This window comes from Streptomyces sp. Isolate_45 (genome assembly GCF_024721315.2).
Lineage (GTDB): Bacteria > Actinomycetota > Actinomycetes > Streptomycetales > Streptomycetaceae > Streptomyces.
Map to the genome: position 1 here is coordinate 1 of NZ_JANFAK020000089.1, position 21,472 is coordinate 21,472.

The 21,472-nt window shown below is 70.1% G+C and carries 27 protein-coding genes, 1 tRNA gene, 1 pseudogene and 1 riboswitch; of the genes and pseudogenes, 19 read left to right on the forward strand and 10 right to left on the reverse strand.

What is annotated here, in order from left to right:
- A partial coding sequence (locus NOD94_RS25645; RefSeq protein ID WP_281208466.1) for an RDD family protein occupies positions 1-565 on the forward strand: 565 nt, incomplete at its 5' end.
- Positions 566-633: 68 nt separating this feature from the next.
- Positions 634-1,362 (forward strand): RDD family protein, encoded by a 729-nt coding sequence (locus NOD94_RS25650; RefSeq protein WP_281208467.1) that lies wholly within the window; start codon positions 634-636, stop codon positions 1,360-1,362.
- Between the two features lie 100 nt (positions 1,363-1,462).
- Here the strand turns inward: NOD94_RS25650 and NOD94_RS25655 are convergent, their stop codons facing one another.
- Complete coding sequence (locus tag NOD94_RS25655; RefSeq protein ID WP_281208468.1) at positions 1,463-1,741, reverse strand: hypothetical protein; 279 nt, start codon at positions 1,739-1,741, stop codon at positions 1,463-1,465.
- 488 nt (positions 1,742-2,229) lie between these two features.
- Here NOD94_RS25655 and NOD94_RS25660 point away from each other — a divergent pair, with 488 nt between their 5' ends.
- Both NOD94_RS25660 and NOD94_RS25665 read left to right on the forward strand, forming a co-directional pair.
- Positions 2,230-4,584: an immune inhibitor A domain-containing protein gene (locus tag NOD94_RS25660; RefSeq protein ID WP_281208501.1), complete on the forward strand. Its 2,355-nt coding sequence runs from the start codon at positions 2,230-2,232 to the stop codon at positions 4,582-4,584.
- A 112-nt stretch (positions 4,585-4,696) separates the two neighbouring features.
- Positions 4,697-5,002, forward strand: a complete 306-nt coding sequence (locus NOD94_RS25665; RefSeq protein ID WP_281208469.1) for a hypothetical protein — start codon at positions 4,697-4,699, stop codon at positions 5,000-5,002.
- A 25-nt stretch (positions 5,003-5,027) separates the two neighbouring features.
- Here NOD94_RS25665 and NOD94_RS25670 read toward each other — a convergent pair whose 3' ends face one another.
- Together NOD94_RS25670 and NOD94_RS25675 are read right to left on the reverse strand one after the other, a co-directional pair.
- Positions 5,028-5,621: an isochorismatase family protein gene (locus NOD94_RS25670; RefSeq protein WP_281208470.1), complete on the reverse strand. Its 594-nt coding sequence runs from the start codon at positions 5,619-5,621 to the stop codon at positions 5,028-5,030.
- Positions 5,622-5,740: 119 nt separating this feature from the next.
- Entirely contained in the window at positions 5,741-7,069 is a 1,329-nt protein-coding gene (locus tag NOD94_RS25675; RefSeq protein ID WP_281208471.1) for a nicotinate phosphoribosyltransferase, read from the reverse strand.
- 81 nt (positions 7,070-7,150) lie between these two features.
- Here NOD94_RS25675 and clpS point away from each other — a divergent pair, with 81 nt between their 5' ends.
- The 7 genes from clpS to NOD94_RS25705 all read left to right on the forward strand — a co-directional run bounded on the left by clpS (position 7,151) and on the right by NOD94_RS25705 (position 11,891).
- The gene (gene clpS, locus NOD94_RS25680; protein WP_281208472.1) at positions 7,151-7,465 is read left to right on the forward strand and encodes an ATP-dependent Clp protease adapter ClpS; all 315 of its coding nucleotides are present in this window, start codon (positions 7,151-7,153) and stop codon (positions 7,463-7,465) included.
- Complete coding sequence (locus NOD94_RS25685; RefSeq protein WP_281208473.1) at positions 7,465-8,073, forward strand: DUF2017 domain-containing protein; 609 nt, start codon at positions 7,465-7,467, stop codon at positions 8,071-8,073. The genes clpS and NOD94_RS25685 overlap by 1 nt, the downstream gene beginning before the upstream one ends.
- A gap of 315 nt (positions 8,074-8,388) precedes the next feature.
- Positions 8,389-9,825 carry an amino acid permease gene (locus NOD94_RS25690; RefSeq protein WP_281208474.1) on the forward strand — a complete coding sequence of 479 codons (1,437 nt, stop codon included), beginning with the start codon at positions 8,389-8,391 and terminating at the stop codon, positions 9,823-9,825.
- Between the two features lie 132 nt (positions 9,826-9,957).
- Positions 9,958-10,380: a M67 family metallopeptidase gene (locus tag NOD94_RS25695; protein ID WP_281208475.1), complete on the forward strand. Its 423-nt coding sequence runs from the start codon at positions 9,958-9,960 to the stop codon at positions 10,378-10,380.
- A gap of 77 nt (positions 10,381-10,457) precedes the next feature.
- On the forward strand, positions 10,458-10,565 hold the full coding sequence (locus tag NOD94_RS41460) for a putative leader peptide (RefSeq protein ID WP_319193595.1): 108 nt from the start codon (positions 10,458-10,460) through the stop codon (positions 10,563-10,565).
- An 88-nt stretch (positions 10,566-10,653) separates the two neighbouring features.
- Positions 10,654-10,941 (forward strand): MoaD/ThiS family protein, encoded by a 288-nt coding sequence (locus NOD94_RS25700; RefSeq protein WP_281208476.1) that lies wholly within the window; start codon positions 10,654-10,656, stop codon positions 10,939-10,941.
- Positions 10,941-11,891 carry a cysteine synthase gene (locus NOD94_RS25705; protein WP_281208477.1) on the forward strand — a complete coding sequence of 317 codons (951 nt, stop codon included), beginning with the start codon at positions 10,941-10,943 and terminating at the stop codon, positions 11,889-11,891. The genes NOD94_RS25700 and NOD94_RS25705 overlap by 1 nt, the downstream gene beginning before the upstream one ends.
- A gap of 30 nt (positions 11,892-11,921) precedes the next feature.
- On the opposite strand, the gene NOD94_RS25710 is transcribed toward NOD94_RS25705, so the two are convergent.
- Both NOD94_RS25710 and NOD94_RS25715 read right to left on the reverse strand, forming a co-directional pair.
- A complete protein-coding gene (locus NOD94_RS25710; RefSeq protein ID WP_281208478.1) occupies positions 11,922-12,275 on the reverse strand; it encodes a DUF488 family protein in 354 nt (117 codons plus the stop codon).
- Entirely contained in the window at positions 12,272-12,697 is a 426-nt protein-coding gene (locus tag NOD94_RS25715) for a hypothetical protein (RefSeq protein ID WP_281208479.1), read from the reverse strand. The genes NOD94_RS25710 and NOD94_RS25715 overlap by 4 nt, the downstream gene beginning before the upstream one ends.
- A 195-nt stretch (positions 12,698-12,892) precedes the next feature.
- Here NOD94_RS25715 and NOD94_RS25720 point away from each other — a divergent pair, with 195 nt between their 5' ends.
- Positions 12,893-13,645: an MBL fold metallo-hydrolase gene (locus NOD94_RS25720; protein ID WP_281208480.1), complete on the forward strand. Its 753-nt coding sequence runs from the start codon at positions 12,893-12,895 to the stop codon at positions 13,643-13,645.
- Positions 13,646-13,776: 131 nt separating this feature from the next.
- On the opposite strand, the gene NOD94_RS25725 is transcribed toward NOD94_RS25720, so the two are convergent.
- Together NOD94_RS25725 and NOD94_RS25730 are read right to left on the reverse strand one after the other, a co-directional pair.
- Positions 13,777-15,051: a PTS transporter subunit EIIC gene (locus tag NOD94_RS25725; protein ID WP_281208481.1), complete on the reverse strand. Its 1,275-nt coding sequence runs from the start codon at positions 15,049-15,051 to the stop codon at positions 13,777-13,779.
- A 320-nt stretch (positions 15,052-15,371) separates the two neighbouring features.
- Positions 15,372-16,673: a PTS transporter subunit EIIC gene (locus NOD94_RS25730; RefSeq protein WP_281208482.1), complete on the reverse strand. Its 1,302-nt coding sequence runs from the start codon at positions 16,671-16,673 to the stop codon at positions 15,372-15,374.
- 139 nt (positions 16,674-16,812) lie between these two features.
- Between NOD94_RS25730 and NOD94_RS25735 the strand changes: the two genes are divergently transcribed.
- The 4 genes from NOD94_RS25735 to rdgB all read left to right on the forward strand — a co-directional run bounded on the left by NOD94_RS25735 (position 16,813) and on the right by rdgB (position 19,137).
- Positions 16,813-17,124, forward strand: coding sequence for a PTS glucose/sucrose transporter subunit IIB (locus NOD94_RS25735; protein WP_281208483.1), 312 nt, complete (start codon positions 16,813-16,815; stop codon positions 17,122-17,124).
- Between the two features lie 141 nt (positions 17,125-17,265).
- Positions 17,266-18,000 carry a ribonuclease PH gene (gene rph / locus NOD94_RS25740; RefSeq protein ID WP_281208484.1) on the forward strand — a complete coding sequence of 245 codons (735 nt, stop codon included), beginning with the start codon at positions 17,266-17,268 and terminating at the stop codon, positions 17,998-18,000.
- Positions 18,001-18,106: 106 nt separating this feature from the next.
- On the forward strand, positions 18,107-18,493 hold the full coding sequence (locus NOD94_RS25745) for a hypothetical protein (RefSeq protein ID WP_281208485.1): 387 nt from the start codon (positions 18,107-18,109) through the stop codon (positions 18,491-18,493).
- A 29-nt stretch (positions 18,494-18,522) separates the two neighbouring features.
- On the forward strand, positions 18,523-19,137 hold the full coding sequence (gene rdgB / locus NOD94_RS25750) for an RdgB/HAM1 family non-canonical purine NTP pyrophosphatase (protein ID WP_281208486.1): 615 nt from the start codon (positions 18,523-18,525) through the stop codon (positions 19,135-19,137).
- A 54-nt stretch (positions 19,138-19,191) separates the two neighbouring features.
- On the opposite strand, the gene NOD94_RS25755 is transcribed toward rdgB, so the two are convergent.
- From NOD94_RS25755 to bcp, 3 genes and pseudogenes are all read right to left on the reverse strand, one after another.
- A tRNA-Leu gene (locus NOD94_RS25755) sits at positions 19,192-19,275 on the reverse strand.
- 49 nt (positions 19,276-19,324) lie between these two features.
- Positions 19,325-19,441: pseudogene (locus NOD94_RS25760) on the reverse strand (HNH endonuclease); the annotation flags it as partial.
- Positions 19,442-19,617: 176 nt separating this feature from the next.
- Positions 19,618-20,085, reverse strand: a complete 468-nt coding sequence (bcp, locus tag NOD94_RS25765; protein WP_281208487.1) for a thioredoxin-dependent thiol peroxidase — start codon at positions 20,083-20,085, stop codon at positions 19,618-19,620.
- Between the two features lie 120 nt (positions 20,086-20,205).
- Between bcp and NOD94_RS25770 the strand changes: the two genes are divergently transcribed.
- The 3 genes from NOD94_RS25770 to NOD94_RS25780 all read left to right on the forward strand — a co-directional run bounded on the left by NOD94_RS25770 (position 20,206) and on the right by NOD94_RS25780 (position 21,444).
- Positions 20,206-20,523 (forward strand): DUF3618 domain-containing protein, encoded by a 318-nt coding sequence (locus NOD94_RS25770; protein ID WP_281208488.1) that lies wholly within the window; start codon positions 20,206-20,208, stop codon positions 20,521-20,523.
- A 46-nt stretch (positions 20,524-20,569) separates the two neighbouring features.
- Positions 20,570-20,911, forward strand: a complete 342-nt coding sequence (locus tag NOD94_RS25775) for a co-chaperone GroES (protein ID WP_030239046.1) — start codon at positions 20,570-20,572, stop codon at positions 20,909-20,911.
- 102 nt (positions 20,912-21,013) lie between these two features.
- Positions 21,014-21,092, forward strand: a riboswitch (guanidine-III (ykkC-III) riboswitch).
- Positions 21,093-21,123: 31 nt separating this feature from the next.
- Positions 21,124-21,444: a multidrug efflux SMR transporter gene (locus NOD94_RS25780; RefSeq protein WP_030158619.1), complete on the forward strand. Its 321-nt coding sequence runs from the start codon at positions 21,124-21,126 to the stop codon at positions 21,442-21,444.
- Positions 21,445-21,472: the final 28 nt, after the last annotated feature.

The following is a 21,472-nucleotide window of genomic DNA, read 5'->3' on the forward strand; positions in this document are numbered from 1 at the left end:
GCCCGCGCCCCGGCGCCGCCCCACCCTCCCGGAGAACCCGCCGCGGCCGCCCGCGCCGGCCACGACCCGGGCCGTCTTCGAGCGCATGGCCGAGCGGGCCGTACGCCCCGCCGGGCTGGTCCGCCGCACCCTGGCCCGCGCCCTGGATTCCGTCGTCCTCGCCGCCTTCGCGGCCGGTGCCGCCGTGCCGCTGGTGCCCCGGGTGACGGACCACCTCCAGGCCAAGGTCGATGCCGCCCGGGGGAGCGGGCACACCACCACCGTGTGGCTGCTCGACGCCACCACCGCCGGCTACGGGTGCCTCCTGCTGGCCGCCGTACTGCTCTTCGGGCTGTTCTACGAGGTGCTGCCCACCGCCCGCTGGGGCCGTACGCCGGGCAAGAAGCTGTTCGGCGTCCGCGTCCTGGCCGTCGCCACCCTGCGCCCGCCCACCTTCGGCGCGGCCCTGCGCCGCTGGCTCGTGGGCGCCCTCCTCGGGCTGCCGGGCAGTCTGCGCGGCCTCTTCGACCGGACCCGCCGCCAGGCCTGGCACGACAGGGCGGCGGGCACCTACGTAGCGCGGTAGGCGCAGTCCCTACCCCGAACGGACGCGGCCCCGTTGCGAGTCGGACGGGCCCGGGTTCGACTCGGGCCATGAGCACCGACCAGCCGCCGCCGGGCCAGCCGCCCGAGGACGACCCGTTCCTCAAGAAGCCCCAGGAACCGACGCCCCCGTCGGGTGGCTCGCCGTACGGCCCGCCCCCCGGTGGCGGCGGGTACCCCCCTCCGCCGCCCCCCGGCGGCCCGGGCGGCGGGTACCCGCCCCCGCCGCCCCCGTACGGAGCCGGCGGCGACCCGTACGGCGGTGGAGGCGGCCACGGCATGCCCGATCCGCTCGCCGGGATGCCGCCGCTCGCCGACTTCGGCAAGCGGCTCGCGGCGCGCGTCATCGACGTGCTCATCGTCGGGATTCCGCTCTACCTGATCCAGCTCCCGTTCAACACGCGCCGGTACATGGTCGACTCGAACCGCGGCGAGGACGCGACCGAGATCATCACCCGCTCCTACAGCGGTACCGGCCTGGTGTGGACGCTGATCTCGATCATCGCGTACGTCGGCTACGACTGGTGGTTCACCAAGAAGAACGGCCAGACCCTCGGCAAGAAGGCGCTGGGCCTGCGCACCGCGATGCTCAACGACGGCAGCGTGCCCCCCTCCAACGCCGCGCTGAGCCGGGCCGCGCTGCTGTGGATCCCGACGCTGGTCTGCTGCCTGTGCCTGTGGCCGCTCGCCCTGATCGTGTCGATGCTCATCGACAAGCCGTACAAGCAGGGCCTGCACGACAAGGTCGCCAAGACCGTGGTGGTCAGATCGACGACCTGATCCGGTCGACCCGTCGCGGGCGGCCGTCCCCGGAAGGGGGGCGGTCGCCCGCACCCGTGTGTCCGGGCCCGGTGGCGGCCGGGCCCGGTGGCGCGGGGGATCAGTGGTGTACGGGGTGTTCCGCGTCGGCCCTCGCGGCACCGGCGGCCGGGGAGGCCCCCTCCGGGGCGTCCTGACGGCCGGTCGGGGCGGCGTGCCGGCCGCGGCGGCGCGGCGCGGGCACCGTCAGCGCGACCAGCAGCCCGAGGGCGAGCGCGGCGGCGGAGATGACGGCCACCCCGATCCCCGTGCTCGTCTGCGAGAGCAGGAGCATGGCGATCGTCGACACGATGACGGTGGCGGAGCCGTAGGCGAGCTGTGCGGCAGTCGGTCGCGGCATGGCGTTTTCCGTCCTCGGAGCGGGGGAGGGGGCTCGGGCTCGACAGGTGCGCGTGTCAAGTGACTCCCTGACGGGATGCCCGAGCCGACCGGCCGATAAGCGTTGCCCCACCCCCGGTATCGGAGCACGGGGGGCGCACACGGCTCATCGACGGGCCGATCCCGAGGGGTTCTCGACCGGTCTTCGAGGAGTCTTCGAGGGGGCGGGGGCGGCGGGTCCTTCGCCCCGGAAGGACCCGTAAGGCTGCGGAACGTCCGAATAGCGGAACTGACTGACCGCATAGTGCAGTTGTAAGGAACAAGTCAAGGTCTGTCTTTTCTTTCGACTCTCCGGTCAAATGTCGTCACTTGAGACGCGCGCCGCGCGGAACCCCCCGCTCCTATGGAGACGTTCCGACCTACGTTGCGGCCGCGGGAGGGGAACGACATCAAGTGACCAGCAACTCCGCAAGGAAGCGCGCGCTGCGTGCCGCCGCCGTCGGCGTGACGATGGCCGCGACCGCAGCTTCCGGCGCTTTCTTCACCACGGCCACCGCCGACTCCAGTTGGGGCGGCGCACCCGCGGCCGACCACCAGGACCCGACCGCTCCGTCCAAGGAGAAGGTCAAGCACGACCTCGAAGGCCCGTTCAGCAAGCAGCAGGCGCAGCAGCGCGAGGCGGCCCTTGACCAGGTGCTGTCGGGCAAGAAGGGCATCGAGCAGCGCGGCGCCTCCAAGGTCGTGAAGCTCGACGACAAGAAGTACGTCGAGCTCGGCCGCGAGAAGACCGACAAGATCTTCACGATCCTCGTCGAGTTCGGTGACCAGGTCGACAACACGACCATGCACGACCCGGACGGTCCGGAGGGCCCGAAGCCGCCGGCCCCCAAGTACGGCGGCACCCCCGGTCCGCTGCACAACCAGATCGCCCAGCCGGACCGCGCGCAGGACAACAGCACCGCGTGGCGCAAGGACTTCAGCCGTTCCTACTTCCAGGACCTGTACTTCGGTACCGGCCAGGGCAAGAACTCGCTGAAGACCTACTACGAGAAGACCTCCTCGGGCCGTTACTCGGTCGAGGGCGAGGTCGCCGACTGGGTCAAGATCCCGTACAACGAGGCCCGCTACGGCTCGAACTACTGCGGTCAGACCAACTGCTCCAACGTGTGGGACACCGTCAAGGACGGCGTCCTGGCGTGGACCGAGGCGCAGAAGAAGGCCGGGAAGACCGACGCGCAGATCAAGGCGCAGCTGGCCCAGTACGACCAGTGGGACCGCTACGACTTCGACGGCGACGGCAACTTCAACGAGTCCGACGGCTACATCGACCACTTCCAGGTCGTCCACGCCGGTGAGGACGAGTCGGCCGGCGGCGGCGCGCAGGGCACCAACGCCCTGTGGGCGCACCGCTGGTACGCCTACGGCACCAGCGCGGGCAAGACCGGCCCCGAGGGCAACAAGGCCGGTGGCACGCAGATCGGCGACACGGGCATCTGGGTCGGCGACTACACGATGCAGCCCGAGAACGGCGGCCTCGGCGTCTTCGCGCACGAGTACGGCCACGACCTCGGCCTCCCGGACCTCTACGACACCTCCGGTGGCGGCGAGAACGGCGTCGGCTTCTGGTCCCTGATGTCGGCGGGCTCCTGGCTCGGCACCGGCAAGGAGTCCATAGGCGACCTCCCGGGCGACATGACGGCCTGGGACAAGCTCCAGCTGGGCTGGCTGAACTTCGACCAGGCGAAGGCCGCGACGAAGTCCACCCACAAGCTGGGCGTCTCCGCGTACAACACGAAGGACAAGCAGGCGCTGGTCGTCGAGCTGCCGAAGAAGCAGGTCAAGACCGACATCGTCGCTCCCGCCGAGGGCTCCTCGCAGTGGTGGAGCAACATGGGTGACGACCTCAAGAACACCCTGACGCGCTCGGTCGACCTGACCGGCAAGTCCTCCGCCGCCCTGTCCCTCAAGGGCTGGTGGGACATCGAGGCCGACTACGACTACCTCTACACCGAGGTGTCCACGGACGGCGGCGCCAACTGGACCGCCCTCGCCGGCACCGCCGACGGCGCGGCCCTCCCGGTCGACGCGGCCGGCAGCCCCTCGCTGACCGGTGTCTCGGGTGCCTGGAAGTCGCTGAACTTCCCGCTGGACGCCTACGCGGGCAAGAAGGTCGACGTCCGCTTCCGCTACCAGACGGACGGCGGCGCGGGCGGCAAGGGCTTCACGGCCGATGCCGTCACCCTCACCGCGGACGGCTCCCCGCTGTTCACCGACGGCGCCGAGAACGGCGACAACGGCTGGACGGGCAAGGGCTTCTCGCGGATCGGCGCCGGCTTCACCAAGGAGTACGCGCAGTACTACCTGGCCGAGAACCGCCGCTACGTGTCGTACGACCAGACCCTCAAGGTCGGCCCGTACAACTTCGGCCACGCCAACACCCGTCCCGACTGGGTCGAGCACTACCCGTACCAGGACGGCCTGCTGATCTGGCTCTGGGACACCTCCCAGAAGGACAACAACACCAGCCAGCACCCCGGCCAGGGCCTGATCCTTCCGATCGACGCCAACGCCAAGCCGATGAAGTGGTCGGACGGCACCCTGCTGCGGAACAAGATCCAGCCGTACGACGCCACCTTCAGCGCGTACTCGACGGACGCCTTCACCCTTCACAAGAACGGTGAGTCGCTCTTCCTGAAGCCGAAGCCGACCAACCTCGTCTTCGACGACCGCAAGGGCAAGTACTACTACGACGAGAACCCGACCGGCTCGGTGAAGGTCACTGACACCAACACCAAGATCAAGATCCTCAAGGAGTCCTACGAGGGCACCGAAATGACGATCGAGGTCGGACCCTCCAGCAAGTGATTCGGTAAAACCGCAGGTCAAAGCGTGATCGGCCGTCGCCCTCTAGCGGGCGGCGGCCGATCGCGTTTAGATGCGTGGTGCGAGTTTCTTATTGACGGGGGAGATGAAAAGCATGCCCGGTGGAGGTTTCGTCAGATTGCCCGGAGGCAGTGTGGTGGTGGCCCTGACGCTGCCCAGGCCGTCCGGTGAAGGTGGAAATGTCCGCGTGCTGGTGCACGCCGCGAACCGGGCCCGCGCCCTGACCAGGCTGCGGAACCTCGGGATGCGGGCGGTCTACCTGCGGGGCAACGCCCAGCCGCCGACCCCGGACGAGGTCACGGCCGTCCTGCACCACCCCGACGGCCTCCTGTGGCGCTGCGCCCCCGACCGCGCGGCGGAACTCTGGCACCCGATCCGGGCCCTGCTGGGCGGCACGTAGCCCCCCGCGCGGCCCCCGCCGGGCCTCAGGCGGCCCGGTCGCCGACCAGGGTGACGCCGGCGCCGCGGAGCTCCTCCAGGGCCTTCGCGGTGGTGTGGGGGGCCACGGCGGCCGTCAGGTCGAGCAGGACGCGCGTGGTGAAGCCGGCGCGGGCCGAGTCGAGGGCGGTGGCCTTGACGCAGTGGTCGGTGGCGATGCCGACCACGTCGACCTCGGTGACCTCCCGGTCCCGCAGCCACCGGGCGAGGGTCACCCCGTTCTCGTCGGCGCCCTCGAAGCCGCTGTAGGCGGCCTCGTACGCGCCCTTGTCGAAGACGGCGGCGACGGCGCCCGAGGCCACGGCCGGCGCGAAGTTCGGGTGGAACCCGACGCCCTCGGTCCCGGCGACGCAGTGCACCGGCCAGGAGGTCTCGTAGTCCGGGACGGCCGGGGGCCGCGCGAAGTGCGCGCCCGGGTCGACGTGGTGGTCGCGGGTGGCGACGACGTGCCGGTAGCCGGGCGTGCTCTGGCCGATGAGCTCGGTGATCGCGGCGGCGACGTCGGCCCCGCCCGGGACCGCGAGGCTGCCGCCTTCGCAGAAGTCGTTCTGTACGTCGACGACGATCAGTGCGCGGTGCATGTCGCGTGTCCTTCGGATCGGTGGGTGGGTGGTGCGGCGGGGCCCTGCGGGGGCTCTTGCCCCACCCCGCCCCTCCCCGAACCCGGGGCCCGCGGCGGATCCGCCGGCCCCGGCCGCGGTCACACGTACTCGGTCGGGATGACCGCCTCGCCCCGCGAGAGCTGCGTCGCCGACAGCGGGAGCCGTCGCCGGGCCGCCGCGTGGCGCTCGCGCACCGTCTCCAGCGACTCCCGGGCCACCACCTCGCCCCCCTTGACCAGCTGGGTCAGCAGCTGGTGGCCGGCGAGCGCGGCCGGGACCGGGCCGGTCCCGATGACCTCCGCCTCGGCGACGCCGTCCGCGTCCACCCGGCGGGCCGCCCACTTGCGGCCGCCGAGGGAGGTCTTGCCGCCCGAGGACTTCTTCGCGACGGGGACCAGCGGCGCCTTCGGGTCGGCGGAGGCGGCCCGCGCCACCAGCTTGTAGACCATCGAGCAGGTCGGGTGCCCGCTGCCGGTGACCAGCTGGGTGCCGACCCCGTACGCGTCCACCGGCGCCGCCGCCAGCGAGGCGATGGCGTACTCGTCGAGGTCGGAGGTGACGACGATCCGCGTCGAGGTCGCCCCCAGCTCGTCCAGCTGCTGGCGCACCCGGTGGGCGACGAGCAGCAGGTCCCCGGAGTCGATCCGGACCGCGCCGAGGTCCGTGCCGGCGACCTCCACTGCCGTGCGCACCGCTTCCGCGACGTCGTACGTGTCCACGAGCAGGGTCGTCCCGCTGCCCAGCGAGGCGACCTGGGCCGTGAAGGCGTCCCGCTCGCTGTCGTGGACCAGGGTGAAGGCGTGCGCGCTGGTGCCGACCGTCGGGATGCCGTACCGGAAGCCGGCAGCCAGGTCCGAGGTCGAGGTGAATCCGCCGACGTACGCGGCCCGGGAGGCGGCGACCGCCGCCAGCTCGTGGGTGCGCCGGGCGCCCATCTCGATCAGCGGGCGCCCGCCCGCCGCCGAGGACATCCGGGAGGCGGCCGCCGCGATGGCCGAGTCGTGGTTGAGGATCGACAGGATGACGGTCTCCAGCAGCACGCACTCGGCGAAGCTGCCCTCGACGCGCAGGACCGGCGAGCCGGGGAAGTAGGTCTCGCCCTCCGGGTAGCCCCAGATGTCACCCGAGAAGCGGTACGAGGCCAGCCAGTCGAGCGTCCTCATGTCGACGACGGCGCGCTCCCGCAGGAACTCCAGCACCGCGCCGTCGAAGCGGAAGTTCTCGACGGCGTCGAGCACGCGCCCGGTCCCCGCCACCACTCCGTAGCGGCGCCCCTCGGGCAGCCGTCGGGTGAAGACCTCGAAGACCGAACGGCGGTCCGCCGTGCCGTTGGCCAGGGCGGCCTGCAGCATCGTGAGCTCGTAATGGTCCGTGAAGAGCGCTGTCGACGGCACGTCCACCGGCAGGCCCAGGTCCGCAGGGTTCATGTCACGGATGCTAGCGCACATCTCGTCAAAGTGACGAGATGTGGGGGTCCGTTTGTGCGACCGCCCCCCGGCAGTGGCAGCATGGGACAAGTGAGTGTTGCTCCCGTTGAGATCGAACGCACCGAATCGGCCCGAGAGACCTACGCGGTCCCCGAACCCGACGTCCCCTGGGTGACCCTGGTGCACAACGACCCGGTCAACCTCATGAGCTACGTGACGTACGTGTTCCAGGCGTACTTCGGCTACCCGAAGGACAAGGCGACCAAGCTGATGATGGACGTCCACCACAAGGGCAGGGCGGTCGTCTCCAGCGGCTCCCGCGAGGAGATGGAGCGCGACGTGCAGGCCATGCACGGCTACGGGCTCTGGGCGACCCTCTCGCAGGACCGCAACTGATGGGCGGCGTGTTCGAGCCCTTGAAGGGCGGCCCCGGGGCCGCCGTCGCGCTGGACGAGATCGAGATCTCCATCCTGCGCTCGCTCGCGGTCCAACTGCTGGAGCTGATCGGCCCCGGCGAGCCCGAGCCCGCCGCCGACGCGGACCCGCTGGCCGTGCTCTTCGCCTCCGACGGCCCGAGCGAGCCCCCGTCCGACCCGGCCCTGGCCCGGCTCTTCCCCGATGCCTACGGGGGTCCCGGCGCGGGACCGAAGGACGACCCGGAGGAGCTGCGGGCCCGCTCCTCGGAGTTCCGCCGCTTCACCGAGAACGACCTGCGCACCCGCAAGCGGGAGGACGCGCTGGCCGTCGTGCGCAGCCTGGACGGGCTCACCCCCGCCGGTGACGGGGCGGCCGTCCTGGAGCTGACGGGCGAGCTGCCGCACCGTTGGCTCGGCGCCCTCAACGACCTGCGGTTGACGATCGCCGCCCGGCTCGACATCACCGAGGACGACGAGAGCGCCATCCTGTTCCGGCTGCCGGACGAGGACCCGCGCAAGCCGATGGTGATGGCCTACCTGTGGCTCGGCGGCCTCCAGGAAACGTTGATCGAAACGCTCATCCGATGATCGACTGATCGAGATCATGTTCGCTCAGCGGACGCTCAAATCCGGATAACGATCAGATCACCGCCATGCGGTGATCTGATCGCCATCGGGGCCTATGCCCCGATTTTTTTATGCCTTCCGCCACACTTCCTCCCCTCCCGTTCCCGTAAGCCCGTGATAAATCTTCACGACTGCCGAAGGGACGCCACCCCTGTTCCGAGGCCTGCTTGAACCGGCTGACCGCCGGCGTGCAACTCCATCCGTATCCGGGGGGATCGAGGACCCGATCCGCAGCCGATGAAGGCGCGGGTCGGCGTGGAGAAAGGCGCACCAGACATGACCTCTGTGCAGGTCGAGCAGCACGACAGGACGCCCGGCGAGGGCGATCAGGGCGAGGGCGAGGGGTATCACCGCGCACTCGGGGCCCGCCAGATCCAGATGATCGCGATCGGCGGAGCCATCGGCACCGGCCTGTTCCTCGGGGCGGGCAAGGCGATCTCCAAAGCCGGACCGAGCCTGATCCTGGCCTACGCCATCGCGGGCCTGGTCATCTTCTTCATCATGCGGGCCCTGGGCGAACTGCTCATGTACCGCCCCGTGTCCGGTTCCTTCTCGGACTACGCCCGCGAGTTCCTGGGCCCGTTCTGGGGCTATGCGACCGGCTGGACGTACTGGCTCTTCTGGGTGGTCACCGGCATCACCGAGGTCACCGCCGCCGCGAAGTACATGGCCTACTGGACCGACGACAGCTTCCCGCAATGGGCGTTCGCGCTGATCTTCACGGTCATCCTCTACGGCGCCAACCTGATCTCCGTGAAGCTCTTCGGTGAGCTGGAGTTCTGGTTCTCCATGGTCAAGGTCACCGCCATCGTCGGCATGATCCTGATCTGCGCCGGCATCCTGACCATCGGCTTCTCCGACGCCGCGGCGACCGCGTCCGTCTCCAACCTGTGGAACGACGGCGGGTTCTTCCCCAAGGGCATCGGCGGCACGCTGATGACCCTCCAGATCGTGATGTTCGCCTTCCTCGCGGTCGAGCTGGTCGGCGTCACCGCCGGCGAGTCCAAGGACCCCGAGAAGACCCTGCCGAAGGCCATCAACACCGTGCCGTGGCGCATCGCCGTCTTCTACGTCGGCGCGCTCATCATGATCCTGTCGGTCGTGCCGTGGACGCACTTCCAGCCGGGCGTCTCGCCCTTCGTCGCCGCCTTCGAGCGCATGGGCCTGGGCATCGGCGCCGCGATCGTCAACTTCGTCGTCCTGACCGCGGCCCTGTCCTCCTGCAACTCGGGCATGTACTCCACCGGTCGCATGCTGCGCGACCTCGCGCTCAACGGGCAGGGCCCGAGGTTCTTCACCAAGCTGACGAAGAACGGCACCCCGCTGCTCGGCACGACCTTCTCCGCCGCGCTGATGCTGGTGGGCGTCTGGATCAACTACGTCGCCCCGGGCAAGGCCTTCGACTACGTCGTCTCCTTCGCCACCATCTCCGGCATGTGGGCCTGGATCATGATCCTGGTCTGCCAGATCCGCTACCGCGCCAAGGCCGACCGGGGCGAGCTGCCCCAGTCCACCTTCCGCGCCCCCGGCGCCCCCTGGACCAGCTGGTTCGCGCTGCTGTTCATCGGGATGGTCATCGTGATGATGGGCATCGACAAGGACTCCCGCGTCTCGCTGTACTGCGCCCCGCTCTGGGGTCTGATCCTCGGCGTCTCCTACCTGGTGCTGAAGTCCCGCAACCCGCGCGGCGCGGCCTTCAACAAGGTCTCCTGACCCCGCGGGGACCGGACCTTCCCGGCCGCCGTCCCGGCCGGGACCCGTGTCCCCGCGGCACTCCGTCCGACATTCGGGCCCTTCCGTACCACGCCTCGGTACGGGAGGGCCCTTCTGTCTATCCTGTCGCTCATGCTGACCCTCACCCAGGACCTGTACGACCGGATCGTCGAGCACGCCCGCAAGGACCACCCCGACGAGGCGTGCGGTGTCGTGGCCGGTCCGGCGGACACCGGGCGCCCCGAGCGCTTCGTCCCGATGCTCAACGCGGCCCGCTCGCCCACGTTCTACGAGTTCGACTCGAAGGACCTCCTGAAGCTCTACCGGGAGCTGGACGACCGCGACGAGGAACCCGTGATCGTCTACCACTCGCACACCGCCACCGAGGCCTACCCCTCGCGCACCGACGTGACGTACGCGAACGAGCCGAACGCCCACTACGTGCTGGTCTCCACGGCCGACCAGGACGGCCTCGGCGAGTTCCAGTTCCGCTCGTACCGGATCGTCGACGGCGTGATCACCGAGGAAGAAGTGCAGGTCGTAGCAGGCTACTGACCAGTATGTGAGCTGATGCGGTCCACGATGCGGGATCACACTCCAAACGGGGGACCGGGAATCGTTAACATGACCGCATGGTTTCCCACGACGTGAGCATCGAGACGCCCGGCGGGCCGCTGCTCGTGGCGCGGCTGCACGTCGACCTGTGCCGTCTCGCCAGCGCCATCTGTCCGGCCGGCTGAGCGATCCAGCCCTCCCGCGCGGGGGCGCAAGAACCGCGCGCCTTCACGTTCTTACGGTTTTACGCCCTTCACGACACTGGAGCCTGCCATGGCCATCGAGGTCCGCATCCCCACCATCCTCCGCACCTACACCGACGGCGAGAAGGCCGTGAACGGTGAGGGCGCGACCCTGTCCGAGCTGTTCGCGGACCTGGAGACGCGGCACAAGGGCATCGAGGAGCGCATCGTCGACCAGGCCGCCGGTGGTCAGCTGCGCCGCTTCGTGAACGTCTACCTCAACGACGAGGACGTCCGCTTCCTCGACGGCATCTCCACCGCGCTCAAGGACGGCGACAGCGTCACCATCCTCCCGGCCGTGGCCGGCGGCTCGAAGTAATGCGCTACGACTCCCCGCTCGCGGCCGTCGGCAACACGCCGCTGGTCCGGCTGCCCCGGCTCTCGCCCTCCGCCGACGTGCGGATCTGGGCGAAGCTGGAGGACCGCAACCCGACCGGCTCGATCAAGGACCGCCCCGCGCTCCACATGGTCGAGCAGGCGGAGAAGGACGGCCGCCTCTTCCCCGGCTGCACCATCCTGGAGCCCACCTCCGGCAACACGGGCATCTCCCTGGCGATGGCCGCGAAGCTCAAGGGCTACCGGATCGTGTGCGTGATGCCGGAGAACACCTCGCAGGAGCGGCGCGACCTTCTCGCGATGTGGGGAGCCGAGATCGTCTCGTCGCCGGCGGCCGGCGGCTCGAACACCGCGGTCCGGGTGGCCAAGGAACTGGCCGTGGAGCACCCGGACTGGGTGATGCTCTACCAGTACGGCAACCCGGACAACGCCGGCGCGCACTACGCGACCACGGGCCCGGAGATCCTCGCCGACCTCCCGTCCATCACGCACTTCGTGGCGGGCCTGGGCACCACCGGCACCCTGATGGGTGTCGGCCGCTACCTGCGCGAACACGTCGAAGGCGTCAAGATCGTCGCGGCCGAGCCCCGGTACGACGACGTCGTCTACGGCCTGCGCAACCTCGACGAGGGCTTCGTGCCCGAGCTGTACGACGCCTCCGTGCTCACCACCCGCTTCTCGGTGGGCTCCGCGGACGCCGTCACCCGCACCCGGGACCTGCTGCGCGAGGAGGGCATCTTCGCGGGCGTCTCCACCGGAGCCGCCCTGCACGCGGCCATCGGCGTCGGCCGCAAGGCCCTCGCCGCGGGGGAGAGCGCCGACATCGTGTTCGTCGTCGCCGACGGCGGCTGGAAGTACCTGTCGACGGGCGTCTACACGGCGGCCACGACGGAGGAGGCCATCGAGGTCCTCCAGGGCCAGCTCTGGGCCTGACCGAGGCCCCCGCCCCGCCGTCCGGCGGGGTCAGGGGGCGTCCGCCAGCAGTTCGGCGAGGACGGCGGCGTGGCTCGTCGCCGGATCCCGGACCGCGGTCAGCAGGGTGAGGGGCCCCGCCCGGGCCAGCTCCCGCAGCCGCTCCAGTTCCGCGACCGCGCCGGGCACGCCCAGCTCCGCCTCGTAGCGCTGCCGGAACTCCTCCGGGGAGCCCCCGGCGTGGAACCACTTGCGCAGGTCCGCCGACGGGGTCAGCGGCCGGGGCCACTCGTCGACCCCGGCGGCCGACTTCGACAGGCCGCGCGGCCAGAGCCGGTCCACGAGGACCCGTACGCCGTCCGCCTCCGGGTCCGGGGGATCGTAGACGCGCCGCAACCGGATCACCCCGCACCACCACCGAGTCCCTTGACCTCGTCCCACACGGTCGGGTCCAGGGTTCCCAGCCGGGTGCGGAACTCCCACAACGAGACCTCCGCCGGCCGGTCCGCCTCCAGGAAACCGCCCCGGCCCTGCCGACCCACCACCCCGGGCGGCAGCGGGATCACCCCGGGCCGACGGTCGTCGTACTTCCCGGTGATCCACGCTATCCGGGCCCGCTCCCGGTGCGTCCGTACGGCCAGGACCAGGCAGGACCTGCCGTCCGCCAGGCACCACAGCTCGCCGGCCCGCACCCGTGGGGGCGGCCCCGGCCCGTGCGGCGGAGTCGTCGGCGTCCCGTCGCGGGCGTCCAGGACCCGCCGCGGCAGCAGCACCACCAGCGCCACGGCGACCACCGCCGCGAGCGCGGGCCACCAGGACGTGTCCATGTTCCGACCGTAGTCGCGCACGGGGCGCCCGGCGCGGCAACGCCCGTACCCGCCGTCGCTCCCCCGGGTGACAGGACAGGTGATTCCCCCCACAACGGCCTGCCGTGGAGGAGCGACCTGAGGTTTCGCGCCTTACGCTCGACCCACGCACGGCCCGCATTCCGTCCACGGACCGTCCACGGAGGTTCACGCTCCATGAAGCTCACCGTCGTCGGCTGCTCGGGGTCGTTCCCGTCCGCGGAATCGGCCTGTTCGAGCTACCTCGTCGAGGCCGACGGCTTCCGGCTGCTCCTCGACATGGGCAACGGCTCGCTCGGCGCCCTCCAGCGGCACTGCGGTCTCTACGACCTCGACGCGATCTTCCTGAGCCATCTGCACGCCGACCACTGCATCGACATGTGCGCGTACTTCGTCGCCCGCTACTACCGCCACGAGGGCGGCCGCTGCGGCACCATCCCCGTCTACGGCCCCCAGGGCACCGAGCAGCGCCTGACCACCGCCTACGAGGACGTTCCCGACGCGAGCTCGATGAGCGAGGTCTTCGACTTCCGGACGCTGAAGTCGGCCGTCTTCGAGATCGGGCCGTTCACCGTGCGCACCGAGAAGGTCTGCCACCCGGTGGAGTCGTACGCGATCCGGATCGAGCACCAGGGGCGGTCGCTGGCGTACTCCGGGGACACCGGGGTCTGCCCCGAGCTCGGCGCGCTGGCCGAGGGCGTCGACCTGTTCCTGTGCGAGGCCTCCTTCACGCACGGCAAGGAGGACATCCCCGACCTCCACCTCAACGGCCGCGAGGCCGGGCAGTACGCGAGCGCGGGGCGGGTCGGCCGGCTGGTCCTGACGCACATCCCGCCGTGGACGGACGCGGAGCAGAACCTCGCCGACGCCCGCGCGGTCTACGACGGGCGGGTCGACCTCGCGTACGCGGGCGCGGTCTACGAGGTCTGAGAGCGGTTGCGGGAAGCCGCGACAGGACGAAGGACCACCGCGTGACGACCTCCGCGTGACGACCTCCGCATGACGAAGCCCCCGCCCTCCCTTCCGGGAGAGCGGGGGCTTCGTCGCGTGGTGCGGGCTGCTTACTTGGCCTCGGCCTTCTGCAGCTCGACGAGCTCCTCGTCGGACTCGCGGCCCGGCGTCGGGAGGTTGAACTTGGTGATCGCGAAGCGGAAGACGAAGTAGTAGACCGCCGCGAAGCAGAGGCCGACGCCCGCCAGCATCCACGGCTTCTCCGCGATGCCCAGGTTCAGCAGGAAGTCGACGAGGCCGGCGGAGAAGCCGAAGCCGTCCCGCATGCCCAGGGCCCAGGTGAGGGCGAGGGAGACACCGGTCAGCACCGCGTGGATCGCGTACAGCACCGGGGCGATGAACATGAAGGTGAACTCGATCGGCTCGGTCACACCCGTGACGAAGGAGGTGAGCGCGAGGGAGAACATCATGCCGCCGACGACCTTGCGGCGCTCGGGGCGGGCGCAGTGGACGATCGCGAGGCAGGCCGCCGGGAGGGCGAACATCATGATCGGGAAGAAGCCGGTCATGAACTGTCCGGCGGTCGGGTCACCGGCGAGGAAGCGGCCGATGTCGCCGTGGACGGCGCCGGTCGGGGTGTCGAAGGAGCCGGCCTGGAACCACGGGAAGGAGTTCAGCAGGTGGTGCATGCCGATCGGGATCAGCGCGCGGTTGGCGACACCGAAGATGCCCGCGCCGACGGCGCCCGAACCGGTCAGCCACTCACCGAAGTTGTGCAGGCCCGTGCCGAGCACCGGCCAGATCAGACCGAAGACGATGCCGGTGACGAGACCCGCGAGGGCGGAGAGGATCGGGACGAGGCGGCGGCCGCCGAAGAAGCCCGCCCAGTCCGGCAGCTTGGTCCGGTAGAACTTCTGGTAGAGCAGCGCGGTGATGACACCCATCACGACACCGCCGAGCACGCCGGCGTTGACCGGGGCGTCGACGTTGACGATCTTCCCGCCGACGACCTTGGCGACCTGGGGCAGGTTGCTGTCGGTGAAGGTGGCGAGCACCGCCTTGAAGACGAGGTAGCCGGTGACCGCGGCGAGGGCGGTCGAGCCGTCCGACTTCTTCGCGAAGCCGATCGCGATGCCGACGGCGAACAGCAGCGCCATGTTGTCGAGGATCGCGCCACCACCGGCGGCCATGTACCCGGCGATCTTGAGGATGAACGTCGGGAAGACGTCCTTGTCGCCGAGCATGTCGTCCGCGCCCAGGCGGAGCAGGAGCGCGCCGGCAGGCAGCACGGCAACGGGGAGCATGAGGCTCCGGCCGATGCGCTGCATGACGGCCATCACGCCAGCGCCCTTCTTCTTTTCCGCAGCAGCGGTGGCTGTGGACATGGACTTCCTCCAGTGGACAAGGCGCTGCCAGGGCAAGAAAAGGGGGTTGGCGACGTCTCGGAAAGGGGGACCGCGGGGGCCGGAACGAGCCACGCGTGGTCTACACCAATGGGTGGTGTAGACCAGTTGTAACACGGTGAGGGTTAGATAAGGAACCTTCAATTTCCAGTGGCCTACGCCACACGCGCCCCGAGTCGGTCCGCTATCCGGAACCGCGGGCTTCCGGACATGGCGAAGGCCCCCGGATCCTGGGATCCGAGGGCCTTCACGGGCCGGGTCGAAGGGCCCGACCGGTCGGCCGCGCCTCGATAACGGCTTGGCTACGCCTTGGTGTTCTCCGCCTGCATGGCCGCGATCTCCTCGTCCGACTCGCGCCCCGGCGTCGGGATGTCGAACTTGGTGATGGCGAACCGGAAGACGGCGTAGTAGATGACGGCGAAGCACAGGCCGATCGGAATGATCATCCAGGGCTTCGTCGCCAGGCCCCAGTTGATGACGTAGTCGATCAGGCCGGCGGAGAAGCTGAAGCCGTCGTGCACCCCCAGCGCCCACGTCACCGCCATCGACGCGCCCGTCAGCACCGCGTGGATCGCGTACAGCGCCGGCGCCACGAAGAGGAAGGAGTACTCCAGCGGTTCCGTGATGCCCGTGACGAACGAGGTCAGGCCCACCGACAGCATCAGGCCGCCGACCTCCTTGCGGCGCAGCGGCTTCGCGCAGTGGGTGATGGCCAGGGCCGCGGCCGGGAGGGCGAACATCATGATGGGGAAGAACCCGGACAGGAACTGCCCCGCGCTCGGGTCGCCGTTCAGGAACATCGGGATGTCGCCGTGGACGACCTGTCCGTCCGCCGTGGTGAAGCTGCCGAACTGGAACCACACCGGCACGTTCAGGAACTGGTGCAGGCCGATCACCAGCAGTGCGCGGTTCGCGAGGCCGAAGATGCCGGCGCCCCAGGAGCCGAGCCCCACCAGCCAGTCGGAGAAGCTCTCCAGCGCGCTGCCGATGGGCGGCCAGATCCACAGGCACAGGACGGCGAACCCGATGGCGACGAAGGTCATGACGATCGGGACGAGCCGGCGGCCGTTGAAGAAGCCCAGCCAGTCGACCAGCTTCACCCGGTGGTAGCGCTGCCAGAACCAGGCGGCCAGCAGGCCCATGATGATGCCGCCGAACACCCCGGGGTTCTGGAAGCTGTACTCGGCGAAGGTGTCGTCCGGCCCCAGGCAGCCGCCCCCGATGTCCTTCGTCCCCTCGGGGCAGCCGTCGGGGAAGACGCGCAGCACGCTGCGGTACACGAGGAAGCCCACGACCGCCGCGAGGGCGGTGGAGCCGTCCGCCTTCTTGGCCATGCCGATCGCGACGCCGACGCAGAAGAGGAGGGGGAGTCCGAGGTCGGCGTTGAGGAGGGCGCCGCCCGCGCTCGCCATCACCTTGGCGACGTCGGTCCAGCCGAGGCCGTCCTTGCCGAAGACGTCGTTCTGGCCGAGCCGGTTCAGGATGCCCGCCGCGGGGAGGACGGCGATCGGGAGCTGGAGGCTCCGTCCCATCTTCTGCAGGCCCTGGAACAAGCCGTTCCACCACTTCGGCTGTGGCACCGTCGCGGCACTGCTGGCGCTCATCGCGTCCTCCCTGACCCGGCCCGTTTTTGGCAGTCGCAACACTTGCGGCACACTGGTGTAGACCAGTTGGTGGGCAGGCTGCTGCTGATGGTCATCATTCGGCAGCTACAGGGCACGCGCCCGTGTAGATAGGCCAACCGTGAGTTACCGTGACGAAGCGGACGACGCTGGTTACGGCCGCCGAGACTCGTTCTTCGAACCACTCAGGGAGAAACACATGGCCACCAAGGCTGAGAAGATCGTCGCCGGGCTCGGCGGCATCGAGAACATCGAAGAGGTCGAGGGCTGCATCACCCGCCTGCGCACCGAGGTCATCGACCCGAGCAAGGTCGACGAGGCCGCCCTGAAGGCCGCGGGCGCGCACGGCGTCGTCAAGATGGGCACCGCGATCCAGGTCGTCATCGGCACCGACGCCGACCCGATCGCCGCCGACATCGAAGACATGATGTGAGCTGAGCCCACCCGGCTCCCCGGCGCACCGCACGCCGCTCGACGGCGCCGCCGTACGGCCGCCGTACGTACGACAGGACCCCGTCCCGGACCGACCCGGACGGGGTCCTCTCGCATCCCCGCACCGACTAGGCTCACAGCCATGTCTCGCATCGACGGCCGCACGCCCGAACAGCTCCGCCCGGTCACCATCGAACGCGGATGGAGCAAGCACGCCGAGGGCTCCGTCCTCATCTCCTTCGGTGACACCAAGGTCTTCTGCACCGCCTCCTTCACCGAAGGCGTCCCGCGCTGGCGCAAGGGCAGCGGCGAAGGCTGGGTCACCTCCGAGTACTCGATGCTGCCGCGCTCCACCAACACCCGCGGCGACCGCGAATCCGTCCGCGGCAAGATCGGCGGCCGCACCCACGAGATCTCCCGCCTCATCGGTCGCTCGCTGCGCGCGGTCATCGACTACAAGGCCCTCGGCGAGAACACCATCGTCCTGGACTGCGACGTCCTCCAGGCAGACGGCGGCACCCGCACCGCCGCCATCACCGGCGCCTACGTCGCCCTCGCGGACGCCGTCGCCTGGGGTCAGAAGAAGAAGCTGATCAAGGCCGGCCGCAAGCCGCTCACCGGCACCGTCGCCGCCGTCAGCGTCGGCATCGTCGACGGCGTCCCGCTCCTCGACCTCTGCTACGAGGAGGACGTCCGCGCCGAGACCGACATGAACGTCGTCTGCACCGGCGACGGCCGCTTCGTCGAGGTCCAGGGCACCGCCGAGGGCGAGCCCTTCGACCGCAAGGAACTCAACGCCCTCCTCGACCTCGCCACCGGCGGCTGCGCCGACCTGGAAGCCCTCCAGCTGGGCGCGCTGGAACTGCAGGCCCCGTAGCCCGCGCAAGAACCACCGGGCGTGCAGCCGCGTCCGAGCAAGTACGGGCGCACGGTGTCACAGCCGTGCGCCCGTCCACATATCCGAGCCGTGGGGGGACCCCGAAATGAAGCCGAAGTTCCGCATTGCCGCCGTGGCGTTGGCCGCCGCGCTCACCGTCCCGGCCCTGACCTCCTGCGACGCGATATCCACCGCGATGGACTGCGCCAACACGGCGGTGGCCATCGCGGACAGCGCCAACGACCTCCAGCAGGCGGTCTCGCAGGCCGGCAACAGCCCGCAGGACGCCCAGAACGCGCTGAACTCGATCGACGCGAGCCTGAAGAAGATCGGCGACCAGACGGAGAACGCCGACCTGGGCAAGGCCATCGACTCGATGACCACGGCCGTGGAGAACGTCCGCACCTCCCTGGAGAGCGGCAACGTCAACCCGGACATCAAGCCGGTCGCCGACGCCGCCTCGGAGATCTCCAAGGTCTGCACCCCGGGCTGAGCCGTCCGGCGGCCCGGAATAATGAGGGCATGACCTCGACGCCCAGCCGCCTGATCCTGGCCACCCGCAACGCGGGCAAAGTCACCGAACTCCGCGCCATCCTGTCCGACGCCGGCCTGCCGCACGAGCTGGTCGGCGCGGACGCGTACCCCGACATCCCGGACGTCAAGGAGACCGGCGTCACCTTCGCCGAGAACGCCCTCCTCAAGGCCCACGCCCTCGCCCGCGCCACCGGCCTGCCGGCCGTCGCCGACGACTCGGGCCTGTGCGTCGACGTCCTGAACGGCGCGCCCGGCATCTTCTCCGCCCGCTGGGCCGGCTCCCACGGCGACGACAAGGCCAACCTCGACCTGCTGCTCGCCCAGCTCGGCGACATCGCCGACGAACACCGCGGCGCCCACTTCTTCTGCGCGGCGGCCCTGGCCCTGCCGGACGGCACCGAACGCGTCGTCGAGGGCCGGCTGCTCGGCACCCTGCGGCACGCCCCCGAGGGCGGCGGCGGCTTCGGCTACGACCCGATCCTCCAGCCCCTGGGCGAGTCGCGCACCTGCGCGGAACTGACGGCGGCGGAGAAGAACGCCATCTCCCACCGCGGCCTGGCCTTCCGGGCCCTGGTCCCGGTGATCCGGGAGCTGCTGGGCTGACGCCGACATGCAAACGGCCTGCGAATCATGTCTTCGATTCGCAGGCCGTTATCGTGCGGCGGAAGGGATTCGAACCCTCAAGCCGTTTCACGGGCCACAGATCCTAAGTCTGCTGCGTCACCACTGCGCCACCACCGCTAGCCGCCTGCCATGATAGCGGCAGACGACCGAGGAGTGCCGGCAAGAATCATCGAGCCTGTCGGCGGCGCCCTCCCCGGCACCATGTGCCGGTGATTGCATGGCGGTTGGGGCGCGGCAGCCGCAGATCCTCGAGGCGGTCGTCGCTCCGGTCGCCGTTGATGTTCCTTCGCGTAAGGGCTGATCGGCATGTGTCCGGCCCCGTCCGTTCCCCGGCCGCGCGTGCGGCCCTCGTACGGAGTAGCGGGTCGGAAGTCGGAAGGTTGCGGGGCATTCGGTCCGATGAACGGAGCGGCCCGCACCGGTTGGGTGCGGGCCGCTGCGGCGAAGGGGTGGGGCGGGTCAGATGCCCAGGTCCTTGATGATCTTCGCTAAGTGGCCGGTCGCCTTCACGTTGTAGAAGGCGTGCGCGACCTTGCCCTCCTCGTCCACGACGACCGTGGAACGGATGACCCCGGTCACCGTCTTGCCGTACAGCTTCTTCTCGCCGAAGGCGCCGTACGCCGTCAGGGTCTTCTTCTCCGGGTCCCCGACCAGGGTGACCTTGAGGTTCTCCTGCTCGCGGAACTTGGCGAGCTTCTCCGGCTTGTCGGGGGAGACGCCGATGACGTCGTACCCGGCGGTGGCCAGGGCGTCCAGGTTGTCGGTGAAGTCGCAGGCCTGCTTGGTGCAGCCCGGCGTCAGGGCCGCGGGGTAGAAGTACACGATCACCTTGCGGCCCTTGTGGTCGGCCAGCGAGACCTCGTTGCCGTCCGCGTCGGGCAGGGTGAAGGCGGGGGCGGTGTCGCCCGGCTGGAGTCGCTCGCTCATCTCAACAGTCTCCTCGGGAGGGGATCGGTACGTCATGAGCCTAAGCTGACGGAGCTGACAGACTGTCCATGGTGGATCACGCCACAGACGACACGACGACACAACGACGGAGGCAGCGCGGTGCCGGAAGCCAGGACCCCCGCTCAGATCGAGGCGGACATCGTCCGTCGCCGCGAGCAGCTCGCCGAGACGCTCGACGAGATCGGCGTGCGCATGCACCCGAAGACGATCATCGGGGACGCGAAGGCGAGGGTCGCCTCGACGGTCGACCACACCGCCGGTCGGGCCTTCGTCGCCGTCAACCGGCTCGTCACCGACGCCAAGGACGGCCTGCGCCACGAGGACGGGGCGCCGCGCCTCGAGCGGATCGTGCCCGTGGCGCTGCTGGCCGTCGGCGTGGTCGGACTCCTCGTGGTCTCGGCGCGTCGCAAGCGTTGAGCACCCACCGGCGGACGGGGCGGGCGGCGGCGGGTAGGTTCGGGGCGTGAGCGAGAACACCACCCACGACAAGCTGCCCATTCGCATGCTGCACGACCGCGTGCTCGTGAAGTCCGACCTGCCCGAGGGCGAACGCCGCTCCGGCGGCGGCATCCTGATCCCGGCGACGGCGGCCGTGGGCAAGAGGCTCGCCTGGGCCGAGGTGGTCGCGGTCGGGCAGAACGTACGGAGCGTGGAGCCGGGCGACCGGGTGCTGTACGACCCGGAGGACCGGGCCGAGGTCGAGGTGCGCGGGGCGACGTACGTCCTGATGCGCGAGCGGGACCTGCACGCCGTGGCCGCGGAGCGGCTGGAGGGGTCCAAGGACTCCACCGGGCTCTACCTCTGATCCGGCGGGTCTCCGGCGGATCCCCGCAGGATCTCCGCCGGGCCCCGCGTTCCACCCCGCGACACCCCTGAGGGCCGGTGGCCGAGGTCACCGGCCCTTCGTGCCGTCCCTTTGCTACGGTGGAGGGGAACCCCCGACGAGACGCGCCGTACCGGGTTGCAGGACGCAAAGACGACGCACCCCGTTCCCGTCTCGTCCCGGAGGTGCCTGTCATGGCCTGGGTTCTTCTTCTCGTCGCCGGTCTGCTCGAAGTCGGCTGGTCGATCGGCATGAAATTCACCGAGGGCTTCACCCGGTTGTGGCCGTCCGTGTTCACCGGCGCCGGCATCGTCGCCAGCATGGTGCTGTTGTCCTACGCCGCCAAGACCCTGCCCATCGGTACCGCGTACGGGGTGTGGGTGGGCATCGGCGCGGCCGGCGCCGCGGTGCTCGGCATGGCGGTGCTCGGGGAACCCGTCACCGCCGCCCGGATCTTCTTCATCTGCCTGCTGCTGGTCGCCGTGGTCGGGCTGAAGGCCACCTCCGGTCACTGAGCCGGCCGGAACCCGGGTGGGACCGGTC

Bases quoted from the DNA above. Each gene is read 5' to 3' on its own strand.
- NOD94_RS25670 (WP_281208470.1), bottom strand. From the start codon at position 5,621: ATGCACCGCGCACTGATCGTCGTCGACGTACAGAACGACTTCTGCGAA.
- NOD94_RS25660 (WP_281208501.1), top strand. From the start codon at position 2,230: ATGGCCGCGACCGCAGCTTCCGGCGCTTTCTTCACCACGGCCACCGCC.
- NOD94_RS25650 (WP_281208467.1), top strand. From the start codon at position 634: ATGAGCACCGACCAGCCGCCGCCGGGCCAGCCGCCCGAGGACGACCCG.
- NOD94_RS25655 (WP_281208468.1), bottom strand. From the start codon at position 1,741: ATGCCGCGACCGACTGCCGCACAGCTCGCCTACGGCTCCGCCACCGTC.
- NOD94_RS41460 (WP_319193595.1), top strand. From the start codon at position 10,458: ATGGTTTCCCACGACGTGAGCATCGAGACGCCCGGCGGGCCGCTGCTC.
- NOD94_RS25745 (WP_281208485.1), top strand. From the start codon at position 18,107: ATGAAGCCGAAGTTCCGCATTGCCGCCGTGGCGTTGGCCGCCGCGCTC.
- NOD94_RS25685 (WP_281208473.1), top strand. From the start codon at position 7,465: ATGGGCGGCGTGTTCGAGCCCTTGAAGGGCGGCCCCGGGGCCGCCGTC.
- NOD94_RS25700 (WP_281208476.1), top strand. From the start codon at position 10,654: ATGGCCATCGAGGTCCGCATCCCCACCATCCTCCGCACCTACACCGAC.
- NOD94_RS25780 (WP_030158619.1), top strand. From the start codon at position 21,124: ATGGCCTGGGTTCTTCTTCTCGTCGCCGGTCTGCTCGAAGTCGGCTGG.
- bcp (WP_281208487.1), bottom strand. From the start codon at position 20,085: ATGAGCGAGCGACTCCAGCCGGGCGACACCGCCCCCGCCTTCACCCTG.
- NOD94_RS25720 (WP_281208480.1), top strand. From the start codon at position 12,893: ATGAAGCTCACCGTCGTCGGCTGCTCGGGGTCGTTCCCGTCCGCGGAA.
- NOD94_RS25730 (WP_281208482.1), bottom strand. From the start codon at position 16,673: ATGAGCGCCAGCAGTGCCGCGACGGTGCCACAGCCGAAGTGGTGGAAC.
- NOD94_RS25725 (WP_281208481.1), bottom strand. From the start codon at position 15,051: ATGTCCACAGCCACCGCTGCTGCGGAAAAGAAGAAGGGCGCTGGCGTG.
- NOD94_RS25705 (WP_281208477.1), top strand. From the start codon at position 10,941: ATGCGCTACGACTCCCCGCTCGCGGCCGTCGGCAACACGCCGCTGGTC.
- NOD94_RS25665 (WP_281208469.1), top strand. From the start codon at position 4,697: ATGCCCGGTGGAGGTTTCGTCAGATTGCCCGGAGGCAGTGTGGTGGTG.
- NOD94_RS25675 (WP_281208471.1), bottom strand. From the start codon at position 7,069: ATGAACCCTGCGGACCTGGGCCTGCCGGTGGACGTGCCGTCGACAGCG.
- rdgB (WP_281208486.1), top strand. From the start codon at position 18,523: ATGACCTCGACGCCCAGCCGCCTGATCCTGGCCACCCGCAACGCGGGC.
- clpS (WP_281208472.1), top strand. From the start codon at position 7,151: ATGGGACAAGTGAGTGTTGCTCCCGTTGAGATCGAACGCACCGAATCG.
- NOD94_RS25695 (WP_281208475.1), top strand. From the start codon at position 9,958: ATGCTGACCCTCACCCAGGACCTGTACGACCGGATCGTCGAGCACGCC.
- NOD94_RS25715 (WP_281208479.1), bottom strand. From the start codon at position 12,697: ATGGACACGTCCTGGTGGCCCGCGCTCGCGGCGGTGGTCGCCGTGGCG.
- NOD94_RS25690 (WP_281208474.1), top strand. From the start codon at position 8,389: ATGACCTCTGTGCAGGTCGAGCAGCACGACAGGACGCCCGGCGAGGGC.
- rph (WP_281208484.1), top strand. From the start codon at position 17,266: ATGTCTCGCATCGACGGCCGCACGCCCGAACAGCTCCGCCCGGTCACC.